This is a genomic window from Pseudomonas sp. B21128 (assembly GCF_044218865.1).
Taxonomy (GTDB): domain Bacteria; phylum Pseudomonadota; class Gammaproteobacteria; order Pseudomonadales; family Pseudomonadaceae; genus Aquipseudomonas; species Aquipseudomonas iridis.
Map to the genome: position 1 here is coordinate 3,191,319 of NZ_CP162590.1, position 17,059 is coordinate 3,208,377.

Below are 17,059 nucleotides of genomic sequence, written 5' to 3' on the forward strand. Positions count from 1 at the left end.
TCCGTTTGAATGCGCCCGGTCTGGCTGCCAGACTGGCGTGTAACGAGGCGCAATCATACGTGCCGCCCGATCCGTGGAAAAGGTACAGATCGGGCTTTTTCAGCCGCTGAGGTGTGATGATGGAAAAGTTGGAAAAAACCCAGGAAGAATGGCAAGCCATGCTCGACCCCGAGCAATACAACGTGTGCCGCCTCAGTGCGACCGAGCGACCGTTCTCCGGCAAATACAACGCCACCAAAACCGACGGTGTTTATCACTGTGTCTGCTGCAACGAGCCGCTGTTCGATTCCAAGACCAAATTCGATTCGGGCTGCGGCTGGCCGAGCTTCTATGCGCCGATCGGCGAAAGCGCCATGACCGAGATTCGCGATATCAGCCACGGCATGATTCGCACCGAAGTGAAATGCGCCCGCTGTGATGCGCACCTGGGTCACGTTTTCCCGGATGGCCCGCCACCGACCGGTCTGCGTTATTGCATCAACTCGGTGTGCCTGGATCTGGTGCCTCGCGAGTGAGTGATCGGGCGACCTGCGGGTCGCCTTTTGGATAATTAAATTGCACACAATTCGATTGCTCGCTATTTTTGCTTCTTCTTCCTGATCACAGAGTGCCGACCATGAGCGACAACCTGCTGAATATCCCTTGCACCACCATCAAAGGTGAGCAGAAAACCCTGACTGATTACGCCGGCAAAGCCGTGCTGGTCGTCAACACTGCCAGCAAGTGCGGTTTCACTCCTCAGTACAAAGGCCTCGAGGAGCTGTGGCAGACCTATAAGGATCAAGGCCTGGTGGTATTGGGCTTTCCGTGCAATCAGTTCGGCAAGCAAGAACCGGGTAACGAGGGCGCGATCAGCGAGTTCTGCGAACTGAATTTCGGTGTCAGTTTCCCCCTGTTCAAAAAGATCGACGTCAACGGCGCTAATGCCCACCCGCTGTTTGTGCAATTGAAGAAACGTGCCCCGGGTGTACTCGGTTCCCAAGGCATCAAGTGGAACTTCACCAAGTTCCTGATCGGCAAGGATGGCCAGTTGGTCAAGCGTTTCGCCCCGGCGACCAAGCCGCAGGACCTGAGCCGCGAGATCGAAGCCCTGCTCAAATGAACAGTTCGTCCGTTGATTCGCTGAAGCTCGACAGTCAGTTGTGCTTCAAGTTGTATGCCGCATCTCGGGCGGTGATTCGTGGTTACAAGCCGATGCTTGATCAGCTCGGCCTCACGTATCCGCAGTATCTGGCGATGCTGGTGTTGTGGGAATGGCAGCAATCCGCGCCGGAGCAGCCGACGGTCAAGGCCTTGGGTGAACGCCTGGCGCTGGATTCCGGCACGTTGACGCCGCTGCTCAAGCGTCTGGAGCAGTTACAACTCGTGCAGCGCCAGCGCTCGGCGCGCGATGAGCGGGAAGTGCATCTGAGCCTGACGCCACAAGGACAAGCGCTGCGTGATCAGGTCGGGCCGCTCAAGGCCCGGTTGCTCTGCGACAGCGGGGTGGACCTGGACCGGCTCAACGAACTGCGTAACGGTCTTGATCAACTGCTCGTGCAGATCAAGGCACTGTCCTAGTCGGTATCCACTGATCCAGCAGCGCCGCCAATTCTTCACGGCGAAACGGTTTGGCCAGATAGTCGCTCATGCCGGCAGCCCGGCAGCGCTCGCGTTCCTCGGACATGGCGTTGGCGGTCAGCGCAACGATCGGCAGGTTTGGCCAGCGTCCGCTCTGGCGAATCTGGCGGCTGGCTTCATAGCCGTCCATCACTGGCATGTTGCAGTCCATCAGCACCAGGTCGAACTCGTGATACTCCAATTGATCCAGTGCTTCGGCGCCGTGTGCGGCGACGATCACATCGCAGCCGAGTTTGCCGAGCATGCCTTTGGCCACCAGCTGATTGACCGGGTTGTCCTCGACTAGCAACACCTTCGCGCGTTTGACCAGTGTCGACGTTTCGAGCTGTGCGGCGTTGAGGGTAGCGACTTCAGGTTGCAGGGTGCGCCGCAGGTTCTGGTAGAGCGCATTGCGCGCCAGAGGCCGCGCTTGTTGTTGCAACGGGGCGAGGGCCGCCGCCTCTTCACTGGGCAGGAAACTGCCGTAGGCGGTCACCAGCAGGATTGGCGCGACAAGTGTCGGACGCAGCCCGAACAGGCACTCCGGGCAATCGGTGATCACCACATCGGGCGTGACACCCAGCAGCGAGTCGTCGATGGTGCGTTGTTCGTACGTCAGGCCCCACACCGGCAACAGATTCTTCAGCAACTCCGCCAGACCACTGCTGGCCGCGGTAATGGCGAGAATTTTGCCATGCAGGGGCGGCTGAGCCAGCGCGCGGGTATGGCAGGGCAGGGGCAACTCGGCGCAAAACTGGCTGCCGAAGCCGATCTCTGAACTGATGGTCAAGCGTCCCTGCATCGCTTCGCAGAGGTTGTAAGTGAGCGCCAGTCCCAGCCCGGTGCCGCCGTATTGGCGGGTGATACCGGCGCCTGCCTGGGTGAACGGCTGGAAGATTCGCAGCTGGGCTTCCTGCGCGATGCCGATGCCGGTGTCGCACACTTCTATACGCACACCCTCCTTGTAAGCTGACAAACGCACATCGACCCGACCGAAACGGGTGAATTTCAGCGCGTTGGACAGCAGGTTGCTGACGATCTGCCGAACCCTTGTCGGATCCCCCAGCACCAGCGCCGGAAAATGCGGATCAATCAGGCACGTCAGCTCGACGCTCGGCGCCGCGTTTTGCGAGAGCAGGTTGGCAGTGTCCTCGATCAGTGAGCCGAGATCGAACGGAATGTGTTCAAGTTCAAGTTGCCCGGCATCGAACTTCGACAAATCGAGAATATCGTTGAGCAATTCCACCAGCACCTTGCCGGAGTCGTGGGCGATCGACAGCTGTTGTTGCTGTTCGGCATTCAGTGGTCCGTCGAGCGACAGGGCGATCATCCCCAGTAGCCCATTAAGCGGCGTGCGGATCTCATGGCTCATGTTGGCAAGGAATGCCGAGCGGGCTTCGGCCATTTCCAGTGCGGTGCTGCGGGCGACCTCGAGTTCTTCGTTGGACTGACTGAGCCGGGCATTGATCGTCTTGAGCTCGACGGTGCGTGCCGAGACGATGTTTTCCAGTTGGCCGAGATAATCGGTCAGACGGTTTTCAGCGTTGCGTCGCTGCTGGATCTCGGTGGCGATGTTTTCGAATTGCTGATTAGCGACTTTGACCAGCACGCCGATTTCATCGTTGGCGTGCCCGGTCGGGCATTCCAGTGTAGTGGGCTCGACACTGCGCGGATCGCGCCCGCTGAGCTCACGGATCACCCGCACCAGTGGTTTGGTCAGCATCACATAGAACAGCGCCAGGAGGATGCCGGTCAGGAGCAGGCTGCGGGCGAAGCCGTTGAGCAGAGTGACTTCGGCCCGGCGCAGAAAGCGGCTGCCGAACGCATAGGTGTCGACCTCAAGTTTGAGGGTGCCCAGCGATTCGTTGGGCAGATGATCCAGATACAGGCGATCTTCGAACCGGCGCTTGGCCCCGAACAGGTAGTCACTGATGACCCGATAGCCGCTCTGCAGCTCCGGGCGTTTGACGCTGGCGAGCACCGTATTGTTGTTGTCGGTCAGTTGCGCAGAAATGATTGCCGGTGAGCGCAGCAGCCCCAAAGCGAGTTCCTGGGCGAGTTCGGCGTCGATGTTGTAGGCGATGCGTGATGCCGGGTTGTGGCTGATTTCCAGCAAAGACAGGATTTCACGGTTGATAGAGGCGTCTTCGCTGGCATAATCGATACCGATTTGCAGCAGGCTGAGCAGCGTGCCCAGAATGAACCCGACCAGCACGGTAAGCCTGGCTTGCTTGTACGACAGCCGGTGGGTGAATTTGATATCCATGGGGTGTTGAACCACTTTCGTTTCCCTTCGCTGCTCAAGCATAGTCGATCATGCATCGATACCAAGGATCCCGAATCGCCTTGTAACAAGGCACAGAGCGGGAATTTCATCTGCGTGTCGTCGCTGGATCGCCATCATCACTGTGAACGAGCCTGAGGAAAAGATGTGGATTCCCGATTAAATGCTTTTCTTGAACGCGCCGAGTCGGTTTTGGCGCGGATCGAACCCTTGTTGCCGGCAACGCGTCCGGTGATTGACTGGGGCACTTGCCTGGCGGCGCGCTGGCAGCGTGACGGACGCAGCGGGTACCTGCTGCCGCTGGAGGTCAGCCTCGACATGCGCCTGTCCGATCTGATCGGCGTCGACCGTCAGCTGGAGCAGCTGGGGCGCAACACCCGGCAATTTCTCGATGGCATGCCGGCCAACCATGCCTTGCTCTGGGGCTCGCGTGGCACGGGCAAATCCTCGCTGGTGCGCGCATTGCTCGCGGAACACGCCGAGGCGGGCCTGCGCCTGATCGAGATCGAGCGCGACCATCTGGCCGACTTGCCACGGGTGGTCGAGCAGATCGGCAAACTGCCACAACGTTTTGTGCTGTTCTGCGATGATTTGTCGTTCGAATCTGGCGAGGGCGACTACCGCGTCCTCAAAAGCGTGCTCGACGGTTCGTTGGAGCAGGCGCCGGACAACGTCTTGCTGTATGCCACGTCCAACCGTCGTCACCTGGTGCCGGAGAAGGAAAGCGACAACGAAAACTGGAAACGCGTTGACGGCGAACTGCACCCCAGCGAAGCGGTGGAGGACAAGATCGCGCTGTCGGACCGGTTTGGTCTGTGGCTGTCGTTTTACCCGTTTACGCAAGAACACTTCCTGAACGTCGTCGAGCACTGGATCGGCCAGTTGGCCGCCAAGGCCGGCCTGAGCTGGCAACGCGACGAGGAACTGGAGATTCTCGCCGTGCGTTGGGCCACTGGCCGCGGCAATCGCAACGGACGTTGCGCGTACCAATTCGCTCGATACTGGGTGGGACTGAAATTGTTGGAGCACAAGGCATGATTGATTTGCAACAGAGCGGTCAGGGACTCGAAGGCTACGGTATGTTGGCCGCACAACTGGAATCACTGCTGGCGGACGAACGCGACTTCATCGCCAACGCCGCGCAGTTTTCGGCGTTCCTGTTCAACCAGCTCGATGATTTGAACTGGGCCGGCTTCTACCTTAATCGCAACGAAGAGCTGGTGCTGGGGCCGTTCCAGGGGCAAATCGCTTGCGTGCGCATTCCGTTTGGTCGCGGTGTGTGCGGCGCTGCTGCGGCCACTCTGCAGACGCAGCGCGTTGAGGACGTTCATGCGTTTCCCGGCCATATCGCCTGCGACAGTGCGTCGGAGAGTGAACTGGTGGTGCCGTTGGTCAAGGACGGTCGCCTGATCGGTGTGCTCGATCTCGACAGCCCCAAGCTCGCCCGTTTTGGTGTGCACGATCAGGCCGGCATCGAGCAACTGGCGGCAATTTTCCTGCGCCTGACCGACTGCTGATCATGGGTCAAGGCCAGCCTTGCGCAACAGGCTGGCCGGGTCCACGGCATCAATTTGCTGTGGGTCGAGAAAACGCACGGCGTACTGCATGTAGACGCCTTCGTTGATGAACAAGCCAAACAGCTGCGCATCGATGTGTGCCTCGCGGCTCATGGTCGCCATGATTCCCAGCGCTTCGCTTAACGACTTGGCTTTCTTGTACGGGCGATCGGCTGCGGTCAGCGCCTCGAAAATATCGGCAATGGCCATCATCCGCGCCGGCAGGCTCATTTCTTCGCGTTTCAGGCGTTTCGGGTAGCCGCTGCCGTCCATTTTTTCGTGATGGCCGCCGGCGATTTCGGCAATGCTGTCCAGGTGGCTGGGGAAGGGCAGGTGAGTGAGCATCATGATCGTCTGCACCATGTGGTGGTTGATGATGTAGCGCTCTTCGCGGGTCAGCGTGCCACGCGTGATGCTCAGGTTGTACAGCTCGCCACGATTGAATTTGTAGCGCGGTACATCCAGCTTGAAGCCCCACGGATTGTCTTCGGGAATCAGCTCGTTTTCGTCGCGTTCAAACAAATGCTCGGGTTTGTCCGCCAGCAGTTTTTCGCTGACCGGCAAAGTCGGTGCAGGCGTGCGTGCCTGACGCTTGTTTTCTTCCCATGAAACCCCCAGGCGGTCATCCAGTGTGCGCATCCAGGTGAGTCGGGAAAGCTTGTCGAGGCGTTGCAGATCGGCCTCGGCCATTGCCTCACTGCCCAGATTGCAGCGGGCGATAAAGGCGAAGTCTTCGTCCAGTGTCGACAGGGTTGTATCGCGCAGCTCAGCCAGTGAGGGTTCGTTGCCGCCCAGGGCCAGCGCCTGCCAGTAACGGATCCAGGCATCACGCTTGAGCACTTCGAAACGGGTGCGAATCTCGTGGATTCGGTCGTTGATGGTTTCCAGTTTGGTGGCCTTGTCGACCACGTATTCCGGCGTCGTGACTTTGCCGCAATCATGCAACCACGCGGCAATATGCAGGGCTTCCCATTCATCCTCGGTGGGTTGATAGGCGCTGAACGCGGGCGCCGTACTTGCCGCTGCGGCCTGGGCGAGCATCAAGGTCAGCTCTGGCACCCGCTGACAATGCCCGCCGGTATAAGGGCTCTTGGCGTCGATGGCGCCGGCGAGCAGCTGAATGAACGCATCAAGCAATTGCTTCTGTCGGGCCTGCAGACGCTGACTCTCGATACTCACTGCGGCGGCGCCGGACACCGCTTGCAAGAAGGCGATGCGGTCGGGCCGCAGTTTTTCCATGTCGGCCGGCGTGCCGCTGTCGTTGACCAGCAGGATCAGTAAGCCAATGGTTTCGTTGTGGCGGTTGTGCAGGCGGATGCCGATCAGGTGAACGCGGGGCGAGGCCATCGCCAGCAGGATTCGCTGCAGGTCACCCGCCTGATCGACACCGAGGTTGCTCACCACATTGTTGGCGCTGACCAATTGTTGGAACCACGCCGGACCGCTGCTTGTTTGCAGGTCGTGGCCGTGAATATCGAACGTCTCCAACAATTGCGGTGCGCCATCGATGATCAATCCGTATGGCTCCATACGACTGCTGTCGTTATCACGCAAATAAATCAGCCCGGCCTGAGCCTGGGCGATTTGCACCGTTTCAAACAGCACCCGTTGCAGCAGCGGGGCAAAGCGCGTTTCGGCGCCCAGGGTATCGGTGATGCGAAAGAAGCTCGCCAGGGTGTCCTTCATTCGTGCCATCGACACACTCAGTTGGTCGACTTCCAGCACCGGTGAGCGTCGGGTCAGGGGGAAATTGAAATCGAAACTGCGGATCGCATCGGCTTGCTTGACCAGCGCGTGCAGCGGTTTGACCAGAACTCGTGAGATCAGCCAACCCAGTGGCAGGCACATCAGCAGTGTAGTCAGGGTGATCAACGCGCCTTGCCAGCGCATGCGATAGGCATCCACCAGCAGTTCGTCTTCCGGCACCAGCAGGGCCAGTTGCAAACCTTCCGGCCCACCTTCCTGAATGCTGCTGCGGGCGACAATCCATTGCCGGCCATCGGCTTCAAGGCGATTGGCGGTGTGGGCTTCGGACAGCAGCGCGTGCAGGCTCGGGCTCAGGTCGGCTGCTTTTACCAGGTGCGCGGTACTGTCAGCGACGATCAGACGGCTGCTGTCGGGGTAGGCCACGGCGTTGCCTTGCGCATCGAACAAGGCAACTTCGGTGGACGGCGTCACCACATGTTTGCCGAGGGTGGCAGACAGGGCGGCCAGCGTCATGTCGGCGCCGATTACCGCGTGTTCACCGCTGCGTCGGGCCAGCGTGGTGCCGACATTGCGGGTGGAAAAAAAGACGTAGGGCTCGGTGGTGATCTGTTCGGTTTGCTGGCGGGCATTGACGAACCACGCTCGGCTGCGCGGGTCGTAGGAGTCTTCGGGATTGTCCTTGCGGCTGAGCTGAGTCAGTGTTTGATCAAAGAACAGCGATTGCGAGTGCGATGCGCCCTGCAAGTCATGCTCAATGCTCCAGACCTGGTACGCCGCGGCGTCTGGGGCGTTGAACAGCGATTTCAGGGCCGCAGTGCGTAGCGGGCGCACCATGAAAAAATCGCCATTGGCATAACCCAGATAGAGCGAAGCCAGACTCGGGTTATCCGTGAGTGACTGGCTGAACGGCCTGAGCAGCGGCAAGCGCTGTTCAAGGTTCAACGCCTGAGTGGCAGGGTAGTCCGCCAGCAGGCTCAGCAGGTGCCGGATCGGCTGATAGGTGGCGGAGATGTCCAGGCGCACGTCCTGTTCGATCCGGTTGAACAGCTTCTCGCTGCTCGACAGAATGATGTGCGTGGTCTGGCGATAATTGAACAACCCCAGTACTACCCCGGTGAGCAGCAGGAGAAACGTGAACATGACGCTGATGTGCACGTGCAGCGGGAACCGGCGTTTTTCCGGGCGCAGTGGGCTGGGCATTTCCGGTTCTCCATGACGTTTAACTCACTGCTCAGCGCCTAAGCATAGTTAAGGCAAGCTCATTGCGCCTTGATCGAACAAAACCAGTTGTTCCTGCAGGGCCTGCTCCAGTTCGAGGATTGCCTGGTTGCTCGCCTCGCAACGACGCTCGATCTCCTCCCTTGCCAATGCCTGCGCGCAGGCGTGTTCGAGGGCATCGCAGCATTCAATCACGCGTGATGCCTGGGCAATGCGCGCGGCGCCTTTGATTTTGTGGGCGACCACCGCCAGTGCGTCGCGGTCATGTTCCAGCGCCAGCGTGAGTAACTCCTGACGATCGAGGCGGCTGCTCTTGAGCAGTTCCACCAGCAAACGCCGGGCCTGTACGGGGCTGCCGCCGGTCAACATGTTCAGACTTTGCAAGCTGAATGCCGGTGTCGGTGATAACGGGGTGATGCCGTCGACCCACTGTCCGAGCAGACTCAAACTCAAGGGTTTGAACAGGCAGTCATCCATACCGGCCTGTTTGCAGCGGTGTACTTCCTCGGGTTGCGCGTTGGCGGTGAAGCCCAGCACCGTGCAGGGTGGGCAGCGGTTCTGCAGCTCGTGCTGGCGAATGGCGCGGGTCATGTCATAGCCGTTCATCAAGGGCATGTTGCAGTCGACGATCACCAGGTCGAAGCCGCCATCCTTCCACAGCTCCAGACCGCTGCGGCCATTCTCGGCGACGCTGAAGTGATGGCCGAGAAATTCCAGCTGCTGACACATCAACAAGCGGTTTGCCGGGTGGTCGTCCACCACCAACACGCGCAAGGGTGTCTGTGAGGTCTTGATTGAGGGGGCGGTTCTGGCGGTGCTCACCTGCGCCGGAAAAGTTTCCAACGGCAGGGAAACACAAACCTGAGTTCCGATGCCGGGCTGGCTGCTCAGTTGCAGCTGGCCGCCCATCATTTCGCAGAGGTGACGGCTGATGACCAGCCCCAGACCTGCACCGCTGCGGGCCTGTTGATGGCTGTTCTCCGCCTGGGCAAAGGGTTCGAACAATCGCTGCTGATCCTCCGCAGTGATACCGACGCCGCTGTCCTGTACCGTCAGTTGCATCAACGCCGGCGCAGGCAAGTCCGTGCTCATGAGGTCCAGGGTAATCCTGATGTGTCCGTGCTCAGTGAACTTGATGGCATTGCTGACCAGATTCGACAGCACCTGCTTGAAGCGCAGGGGATCCAGATGCACGTCGACTGCCAGATCCGGCGGGTTGAAGATGACTTGCAGTGCGAGGTTCTTCTGTCGGGCGAGGCCGTCGAAGATTCTTGCGACAGACGTCACCGTATCGACCAGATTGACCCGCTCCGGGCACAGGCTCAGACGCCCGGACTCAATCCGGGCGATGTCGAGAATGTCGCCGATCAGCCCCAGCAGATCCTTGGCCGAATGGTAGGCGGTGTCTATCGAGGAGCGATCCGGATGCTGCTGGTCCATGCGCCTGAGGGTCAGTTCGAGCATGCCGATCACGGCATTCATTGGCGTACGGATCTCATGGCTCATGGTAGCGAGGAATGTGCTTTTGGCGCGGTTGGCCTCATCCGCCTGCTCTTTGGCTGCCCGCAGGTCTTCGAACAACTGACGGCGTTCGCTGATGTCGATCCAGCCGCCGATGATGCCTTTCACATCACCACTTGAATCGCGATAGGGAATGATCCAGTGATAGATCGTCAGACGTCGGCTGCCGATGTGCAGGGGCCGGTCGAGCAACAGCGGAATGCCTTCAGCGACGACTCGCTGGTAATCGGCGTGGAAGGCTTGAGCCTCAAAAGCGTTGCTCACGGTACCCTGCATGACGCTTTTGCCAATGACATCCTCGCGCTTGGCATTGAACGTTTCGAGGTAACTGTCATTGCAGCTTTGCAGCAACCCTTGGCGGTCGCGAACGTAGATAGGGTGCGGTGTGCCGTTGACCAGCGAGCGCATGAATTCGCACTGGTCGCTGAGGGCTCGCTCCGCGGCCTTGCGTTGTTTGATCTGGTGGCGCATGTAGGCGTTCCACGCCAGCAGTAGCAGCAGGAGCAGGCAGGCACCGATGATTACCTGATAGAACAGGCGCTGGTAGTTGCGCCAGATATTTTGCGAAGCCGTGGAGTAACCACGCCAGCGGCCATTGATGACGCCGAGCTCTTCGGGGGAAATGCTCAGTAATGCTTTGTTGATGATCGAGTTCAGTTCCGGGTTGTCACGCGCGGTTACCAGAGAAAATGCAGCCTGCCCGGTGCCGATGGTGGTGGTGATTTGCAACGCTCGTTCGAAGATTTGTGAGGAGATGAAATAGTTGGCGATCACCAATGAATTGACGGCTCCATCGACGTGACCTTCGGCCAGCAGGGAGACAGCGCTGAAGGTATCCTCCGTCTCAACCAGCTGGATGCGGGGAAACTCGCTTCGCAAGTATTCGACCATCGGATTGCCTTGGGCGATCGCCAGTTTCTTCCCTTTGAGCTGGCCCAGATTGGTCGGACTGTCGGCGCTCTTGCGCGTCAGCAGCACATAGGAGTTTTCCAGATAGGGTCGACTGAAGCTCAGGGTTTTTTCCCGTTCGGCAGTTGGAAGGAGGGCGGCGATAAGGTCGGCCTGATGCCTGTCTATCTGCTGGATCATCTCCGCGTCGTTACGGCTGCGCCGGATCTCGAAACGCAGGCCGGTGCGCAGACGGATCAGTTCGAGAAGGTCGGCGCTGATACCGCGAAAATTGCCGTCGCCGTCGAAGAAGGTCAGCGGCGCGTATGCCTCATTCACGACCACACGGACAACGGGATGCCGGTTGCGCCATGCTTCTTCGCGTTGGGTCAGTTGCAGCTTCTTGTCGGTGAGCAGCAGATCGCTGCCGGCGCTCCAGCGTTTGGCGATATTTTCACGCTCGCTGCGCGGCACCGCTTTGAGCACGGTGTCGATTATGCTCAACAACTGCGGATTGTCGCGGCGTACGGCGAAACTGAAACCGTGGGCTTCCTGCTTGCCGAAATTGGCCATGCGCACGTTGTTGAGGTAGCCCTTGTTGATCATGTAATGCGTGGAAATGGTGTCGCCGAGAAATACATCGGCCTGATCGAACGCGACTGCGTTGATCGCATTCTGGTAGGAGGGGTAGCAGGTAATCAGGGCTTTGGGGTACAGCGCCTTGACCTCATGCAGTGGCAGATAGTGATAAACCATGCTCAGGCGCAATCCTGCCAGGCCTTCGCTCAATGTGCGGCTTTCGTCCTCGCGGGCGACGAGCACCGGCTGATCATTGGCGTAGGGTTCGGACAGCGCAAGATTGGCGTTGCCGGCTTCATAGCCGTTGGCCGTTCCGAGCAGGTCGATTTGACCATCGACCAGCGCGCGAATCGCGGCCTCCCGGGAGGGAAAGCGTTTGATCCGGATCGACATGCCGGTAGCCTCGCCGAGAATCCCCGCATAGTCCGCGGTCAGACCTTCGTAGTCCTGGCCACTGCCGGTCATGTCGAAAGGCGGATAGTCCGGCGCGGAAGCGCCCAATAGCAGCTCGCGGCGGGTTTGCAGCCACTGTCGTTGAGAGTCTTCAAAAGCGACCGGCATTGACTCGTTTGCCGACCGGCTGAGCAAGGTGTAGTCAGGTGAGCCGCCCTGCATGGCGAACGCGTTGGCGCTCAGGAAAAGTCCTGCACTCAACGCAATTAGATAGTCCTTTAAACGGCTGGGCATACGGGGTCTCACACGAGTGCGTTGCGTTTGGCCATCTCGATAAGTTCTACAAGGGATTTGGCTTTGAGTTTTTGCATCAAACGTTTTTTGTAAGTACTGACGGTTTTATTGCTGAGAAACATTCCCTTGGCTATTTCCTTGTTGGTGCGACCTTGGGCAAACAATTGCAGGACCATCAGTTCGCGATCATTGACGGACTTGAAGAGTTCCAGTTCCGTATAACGAATATCGTCACTGCGAACCGGATTCAACGCCTGGCTGGGGAAATAGTTGTAGCCGGAAAGTACGGCTTTTATCGCGCTGACCAGTTCGCTCAAATCCTCTTGTTTGCATACATAACCGGAGGCGCCCGATTGCATGCAGCGAATACCGAACAAGGTCGGACATTGGGCGGTCAGCACCAGGGTTTTCAAAGGTGAACTCATGGCATTGAACCGGGCCAGCACCTCCAGCCCGTCGAGTTTTGGAATGCTGATGTCGAGAATGATCAGATCAGGCATGCACTCGCGCACCATCTGCATGGCATCAACCCCGTTATCGGTCTCACCGACGACCTTATAACCTTCATGTTCAAGCAGCATGCGTACGGCGAGACGAATGACCGGGTGATCGTCGACAATAAAAACGGAGTTCATAATCAAATCCCATACAAGCACGAATAAAGCGCGCACCTTAGCTCAGATGAATGAGCGCTCGCATGAGCTGACATGGCTCCAGTCGTGTTATCGGATAATTCCTACATTTAACAAGGAAAAAGACTACAGCTGAACTGGGTTAAGCGTAAGGAAGTGCAGGAATCGTATTGGCTTATAGTTCGCCTTTTTCGTTTTGCAAATGCTGGTTGTAATTGGCTTTTTCAATAGTGTTTAAGTTTAGTGAGATCTGGCAAGTTGGCCGATGGTATTTAGTGGTTGCATTGCGTCATGAATCGAAGAGTTTGCCGTTCAATGTCATCGTGCAGATAAGTGGGCACCTTGCATTCAGCTGGCCGGGGTTTGCGGCCAGCTGAACGGGGCGAAGTCAGTGACTGGAGCGACCGGTCATTTCCAGCGCCATGTCGCTGGCGTAGCCGTCGGTCATGCCGGCGATGAAATCGATCATGCGCAAAAATGACGTGTGCAGTGAGCCTTGCGGGTCAGGCGCGTTGTTGCCCAGCAGATCGAGGATGCGCCGGCTCTTGAACGACGGGGTGCGTCCATTGTGTTGTTCCAGTGCGGCGCCGCAAAACGAATTGAGCAGGATCTCCAGCGTCGTGTAGGCGCCGATTTCGTGCAGGGTCTTGCGTTTGTCCTGGAAGATCTTCTTGCGCGCAATGTCCTTGGCGTTCAACACACAGCGCTTGGCCGGGCCATGCATGTGCTCGACCAGATCGCCGTGCAGCGTTCCGGCCAGCAACGCGTCCTGTTGCTCGACAAAGGCCCGCGCCGCTGCATTGGTCAGATGTTCGATGGCCTTGCCGCGCAGGATCGCGAGTTTGCGCCGCCGCGAATCCTGCGGGCCAAGCTGACGATAGGTTTCCGGCAGGTCATCGCCCACCAGTCCGAGCAGCAGCGATTCGACTTCGGCGTACTCCAGCAACTCCATCTCAAGGCCGTCTTCGAGATCAATCAACGCATAGCAGATGTCATCGGCGGCTTCCATCAGGTACACCAACGGATGACGCGCCCAGCGCTGATCTTCGAGTTGTGGCAGGCCAAGCTTGTGAGCAATCTGCTCCAACAGCGGCAGTTCGCTCTGATAGCAGCCGAACTTGTGTTTCTTGTAACCGAGGGAGTCCGCGTGACGAGCCGTCCACGGGTACTTCAGATAAGTGCCGAGGGTGGCATAAGTCAGGCGCGTACCGCCGTCGAACTGATGGTACTCAAGCTGAGTGAGCACGCGGAAACCTTGGGCATTGCCTTCGAAATTGAGGAAGTCGCCGCGCTCTGCTTCGCTCATGCCATCCAGCCAGCCGCGCCCGGCCGCTTGCTGAAACCAGTGGCGAATCGCGTCTTCACCGGAATGGCCGAACGGCGGGTTGCCGATGTCATGAGCCAGGCAGGCCGATTGCACGACCATGCCCAGGTCACTCGGATCGCACCATTGTGGCAACGCACTGCGCAGTGTTTCGCCGACGCGCATTCCCAGCGAGCGGCCCACACAGCTGACTTCCAGCGAGTGGGTCAGGCGAGTGTGAATGTGGTCGTTGCTGGTAACCGGGTGCACTTGGGTTTTACGGCCCAGGCGGCGGAAGGCGCCAGAAAAAATGATGCGGTCATGATCTTTGTGAAAAGGGCTGCGGCCAAGTTCCTGCGGGCTGTGCAGCGGCTTTCCTAGACGTTCGCGGTTGAGCAGGGTTTGCCAATCCAAGGCTGATTCTCTCCGTCTGATGGATGAATTGCCCTAGCTTCCGGGTTCAGGTCTGCGCCTGCAAGTGGAACTACAGTCCCGCCGCATCAATGTCGATCAACAGCAACCGCTCACCGTTGTCGAAAAACTGCCCGGCCGTCAGGCAATACTGGTTGCTGGTGGCATCACGGTAGGTGCTGGACAGGGTCAGGCGCCGTTCCTCCCAGCCTTCGGCGAGCAAATGGTAGAAGTACGGACGCCACGACCAGTTGTGCCCCAGATAGCGGTCATCGGACACCCAGCCGTCGTGGCGCCATTCCAGATTGGGGGTCAGTTGCGTGCCATGGCGATCGCATTGGTAAAACCGCAGCAGCCATGGGAAAGCGTCCAGTTGCGGTAATGCGCTGAGTGGCGCACGAGCGTGTGCCCAGTTCTGCAGGATCGCCATCAATTCACTGAGTTGATGGCGCATCTGCATCAATCGTCCTCGCTCGGTGAGCTTTTGCTGAACGTAACGCTGGCGCAGTTCGGCAAAACGTTGCACAAACGCGTCGGGGGCAAAGAACGCCTCTTGCGCCCGCGCGAATAGGAAACCCTGCACATAACGCGATCCGCATTCCAGGGCAAAATTCAGTTGTGCCTCGGTCTCGACGCCCTCGGCAATGATCCAGCAGCCCGTCTTCTCGGCCATTTGCGCCAGGGCCTTGACCACGTCGCTGCTCGGCCCGCCTCTAGCGGCGGCCTGAAACAGGCGCATGTCGAGTTTGAGAATGTCCGGTTGCAGGGCCAGCACCCGATCGAGCTGCGAGTGACCGGCGCCAAAATCGTCGATGGCGATTCTCGCCCCCGCCTTGCGATAGCGCCCAACCACTTCGGCCAGACGTTGGCTGTTACCGCCAAGTTCGGTGATCTCGAACACGATGCGTTGCGGATCGACATCGTGTCGCGCCATTTGTTTGAGGCTGGGCAGCGCCTGGTCGGGGCGCAGGCGGCTGATCCAGTGGGGCGACATGTTCAGGCTGAGAAACCAGTCTGCCGGGGCTTCGTGCAGACGGCTCAAGGCGTTGTCGCGGATCTGGCGGTCGAGGCGCCGCAGCGCGATGGCCGGCGTACGCGGATCGGCGAACAACGGCCCGACCGATGTCAGTTGTCCATCAGCCTGGCGCAGACGGCCGAGTGCTTCGACGCCTGCAATACGTCCGGTGGCGGTATCGATGAAGGGTTGAAAGCAGGCGAGCGGTTGCCCGTCGATCACGAGGCCTCCTTAGTCGTTGTTGTTCTGAGTGAACCCGCCGACCGGGTAGGCACGCGGGATTGAACCTCCAGGTAAAGAGGTTAATCCCGCCGACATTGCAAGAATGTAGCCAGATACGTCAGTTCAGCGCTTGCCGGAACTCTGCATGACCAGTCTGATCAGTGGCCCAAGGCTGGTCCCCAGGCGAATCAGTCGAGTCAGGCCACCGACACCGCCGCTTTTCGCGCCTTTACCGGTGACAAAACCCAACAGCGTGACCGCGGCAACACCCCACAACGGCGCGTGTTTGATCCCGAATCCGCCTTGCAGGTTTTGCGACATGCCACGCATGCGCTGCAGAGGTTGCAGCACTTGCCCGGCTTCGTGGCGGATTTCCTGCCGATGCATTTCCATGCGCAGGCGAATCAGTGTCTTGCGCATTTCTCGACGTGAGCTGTTATGTGGAAGTTCAGGCAGGCTCATGGCAGCAGGCGCTCCCGGTCGTTGGCCAGCTCTTCGAGTGTGCCATGGAAGGGTGAGGATTCATCGAACACCGCAGCCTTGAGGCGCAATCCGCAGAAAGCTGCTGCAAGAGTATAGAACACGCACAGGCCGATGATCGCAGGCAGGCGATAGGTGTCCCAGAATACGATCAACACCAGCGTCGACAAGCCGACAAGCAACAGCAGGGCAAACACCAAAGCCAGACCTGCGAACAACAACAGGCTGACCGTGCGTGCTTTCTGTTCCTGCAGTTCGATGCCGAACAACTCGACATGACTGTGCAACAAGCCAAGGACAGCGGCGCCCAGACGCCGCGTGGAGGATGAGGTGCCCGCAGTCGGGCCGGATTCACCGATCGACATAATCAGCGCCGAGTAGCTAGCAAACCGATCAAAAAGCCCACACCGGCAGCGATGCCCACGGACTGCCAAGGATTGGCCGACACGTAGTCTTCGGTGGCGGTGACGGCTGCCTGACCGCGTTCGCGCAGAGTGTCTTCGGTCAGCTTCAGGGTTTCGCGTGCACGCAGCAGGCTGTCGTGGATCTGTGCACGCAGCTCATCTGCCTGATCACCGGCCAGAGTGGCGGTGTGCTCGAGCAAGCGCTCGGTGTCGGCAACCAGAGTCTGGAAGTCGTTCATCAGGATGTCTTGAGCAGTCTTTGCCTTGATGCTGGCCATGGGTGGATCTCCGTATATGTGGCTTCTGAATCGTTCGAGTATGAGCCTTGCGTGAAGGTTCAGTACAAATGACTGGTACAACTTTTGCTGTGTCGTGGTGCGTCGGTGGTCAGTCGTGCGCTGTTGCCGGGCGTACAGGACGCAAAAGCCTGACGCAAATTATCCCGGTTCGTGCCAGCCCATCGATCTTGTGCGCCAAAGCGGTTCATCGGAACCTCGGTTTCATGTCTGTGCGGGCGCAACTTGGTGCATGAAATCTGTGCATGAACTGCTTT

At 58.9% G+C, this 17,059-nt stretch carries 14 protein-coding genes; 5 read left to right on the top strand and 9 right to left on the bottom strand.

Going from position 1 to position 17,059, the window contains the following annotated elements:
* Positions 1-119 precede the first annotated feature (119 nt).
* From msrB to AB4P91_RS14265, 3 genes are all read left to right on the top strand, one after another.
* Positions 120-515, top strand: coding sequence for a peptide-methionine (R)-S-oxide reductase MsrB (msrB, locus tag AB4P91_RS14255; protein WP_150596196.1), 396 nt, complete (start codon positions 120-122; stop codon positions 513-515).
* A 101-nt stretch (positions 516-616) separates the two neighbouring features.
* Positions 617-1,102: a glutathione peroxidase gene (locus AB4P91_RS14260; protein ID WP_150593162.1), complete on the top strand. Its 486-nt coding sequence runs from the start codon at positions 617-619 to the stop codon at positions 1,100-1,102.
* Positions 1,099-1,560, top strand: a complete 462-nt coding sequence (locus AB4P91_RS14265; RefSeq protein WP_150593163.1) for a MarR family winged helix-turn-helix transcriptional regulator — start codon at positions 1,099-1,101, stop codon at positions 1,558-1,560. The genes AB4P91_RS14260 and AB4P91_RS14265 overlap by 4 nt, the downstream gene beginning before the upstream one ends.
* Here AB4P91_RS14265 and AB4P91_RS14270 read toward each other — a convergent pair.
* On the bottom strand, positions 1,544-3,865 hold the full coding sequence (locus AB4P91_RS14270; protein ID WP_150596193.1) for a response regulator: 2,322 nt from the start codon (positions 3,863-3,865) through the stop codon (positions 1,544-1,546). The genes AB4P91_RS14265 and AB4P91_RS14270 overlap by 17 nt on opposite strands.
* Before the next feature lie 165 nt (positions 3,866-4,030).
* On the opposite strand from AB4P91_RS14270, the gene AB4P91_RS14275 reads away from it, so the two are divergent.
* Both AB4P91_RS14275 and AB4P91_RS14280 read left to right on the top strand, forming a co-directional pair.
* Positions 4,031-4,921, top strand: coding sequence for an ATP-binding protein (locus AB4P91_RS14275; protein ID WP_150593165.1), 891 nt, complete (start codon positions 4,031-4,033; stop codon positions 4,919-4,921).
* Positions 4,918-5,400 (top strand): GAF domain-containing protein, encoded by a 483-nt coding sequence (locus tag AB4P91_RS14280; protein ID WP_042560251.1) that lies wholly within the window; start codon positions 4,918-4,920, stop codon positions 5,398-5,400. Before AB4P91_RS14275 ends, AB4P91_RS14280 begins: the two co-directional genes overlap by 4 nt.
* On the opposite strand, the gene AB4P91_RS14285 is transcribed toward AB4P91_RS14280, so the two are convergent.
* From AB4P91_RS14285 to AB4P91_RS14320, 8 genes are all read right to left on the bottom strand, one after another.
* Positions 5,401-8,346 (bottom strand): HD domain-containing phosphohydrolase, encoded by a 2,946-nt coding sequence (locus tag AB4P91_RS14285; RefSeq protein ID WP_395603035.1) that lies wholly within the window; start codon positions 8,344-8,346, stop codon positions 5,401-5,403. It abuts the gene before it with no gap.
* Positions 8,347-8,394: 48 nt separating this feature from the next.
* Positions 8,395-12,039: a transporter substrate-binding domain-containing protein gene (locus AB4P91_RS14290; RefSeq protein WP_395603036.1), complete on the bottom strand. Its 3,645-nt coding sequence runs from the start codon at positions 12,037-12,039 to the stop codon at positions 8,395-8,397.
* An 8-nt stretch (positions 12,040-12,047) separates the two neighbouring features.
* Positions 12,048-12,674 (bottom strand): response regulator transcription factor, encoded by a 627-nt coding sequence (locus AB4P91_RS14295; protein WP_103304761.1) that lies wholly within the window; start codon positions 12,672-12,674, stop codon positions 12,048-12,050.
* A 385-nt stretch (positions 12,675-13,059) separates the two neighbouring features.
* Positions 13,060-14,388, bottom strand: a complete 1,329-nt coding sequence (locus AB4P91_RS14300) for a deoxyguanosinetriphosphate triphosphohydrolase (RefSeq protein WP_042560247.1) — start codon at positions 14,386-14,388, stop codon at positions 13,060-13,062.
* Positions 14,389-14,458: 70 nt separating this feature from the next.
* A complete protein-coding gene (locus tag AB4P91_RS14305; RefSeq protein ID WP_395603037.1) occupies positions 14,459-15,622 on the bottom strand; it encodes an EAL domain-containing protein in 1,164 nt (387 codons plus the stop codon).
* A gap of 123 nt (positions 15,623-15,745) precedes the next feature.
* A complete protein-coding gene (locus AB4P91_RS14310) occupies positions 15,746-16,084 on the bottom strand; it encodes a hypothetical protein (RefSeq protein WP_150593169.1) in 339 nt (112 codons plus the stop codon).
* Entirely contained in the window at positions 16,081-16,467 is a 387-nt protein-coding gene (locus AB4P91_RS14315; protein ID WP_150593170.1) for a phage holin family protein, read from the bottom strand. Before AB4P91_RS14315 ends, AB4P91_RS14310 begins: the two co-directional genes overlap by 4 nt.
* Positions 16,468-16,469: 2 nt before the next feature.
* The gene (locus AB4P91_RS14320; RefSeq protein WP_042560243.1) at positions 16,470-16,784 is read right to left on the bottom strand and encodes a YqjD family protein; all 315 of its coding nucleotides are present in this window, start codon (positions 16,782-16,784) and stop codon (positions 16,470-16,472) included.
* Positions 16,785-17,059: the final 275 nt, after the last annotated feature.

What these genes read in the sequence shown, in the direction of transcription:
- msrB (WP_150596196.1), top strand. Translation starts at nt 120, where the DNA reads ATGGAAAAGTTGGAAAAAACCCAGGAAGAATGGCAAGCCATGCTCGAC.
- AB4P91_RS14260 (WP_150593162.1), top strand. Translation starts at nt 617, where the DNA reads ATGAGCGACAACCTGCTGAATATCCCTTGCACCACCATCAAAGGTGAG.
- AB4P91_RS14265 (WP_150593163.1), top strand. Translation starts at nt 1,099, where the DNA reads ATGAACAGTTCGTCCGTTGATTCGCTGAAGCTCGACAGTCAGTTGTGC.
- AB4P91_RS14270 (WP_150596193.1), bottom strand. Translation starts at nt 3,865, where the DNA reads ATGGATATCAAATTCACCCACCGGCTGTCGTACAAGCAAGCCAGGCTT.
- AB4P91_RS14280 (WP_042560251.1), top strand. Translation starts at nt 4,918, where the DNA reads ATGATTGATTTGCAACAGAGCGGTCAGGGACTCGAAGGCTACGGTATG.
- AB4P91_RS14285 (WP_395603035.1), bottom strand. Translation starts at nt 8,346, where the DNA reads ATGCCCAGCCCACTGCGCCCGGAAAAACGCCGGTTCCCGCTGCACGTG.
- AB4P91_RS14290 (WP_395603036.1), bottom strand. Translation starts at nt 12,039, where the DNA reads ATGCCCAGCCGTTTAAAGGACTATCTAATTGCGTTGAGTGCAGGACTT.
- AB4P91_RS14295 (WP_103304761.1), bottom strand. Translation starts at nt 12,674, where the DNA reads ATGAACTCCGTTTTTATTGTCGACGATCACCCGGTCATTCGTCTCGCC.
- AB4P91_RS14310 (WP_150593169.1), bottom strand. Translation starts at nt 16,084, where the DNA reads ATGAGCCTGCCTGAACTTCCACATAACAGCTCACGTCGAGAAATGCGC.
- AB4P91_RS14315 (WP_150593170.1), bottom strand. Translation starts at nt 16,467, where the DNA reads ATGTCGATCGGTGAATCCGGCCCGACTGCGGGCACCTCATCCTCCACG.
- AB4P91_RS14320 (WP_042560243.1), bottom strand. Translation starts at nt 16,784, where the DNA reads ATGGCCAGCATCAAGGCAAAGACTGCTCAAGACATCCTGATGAACGAC.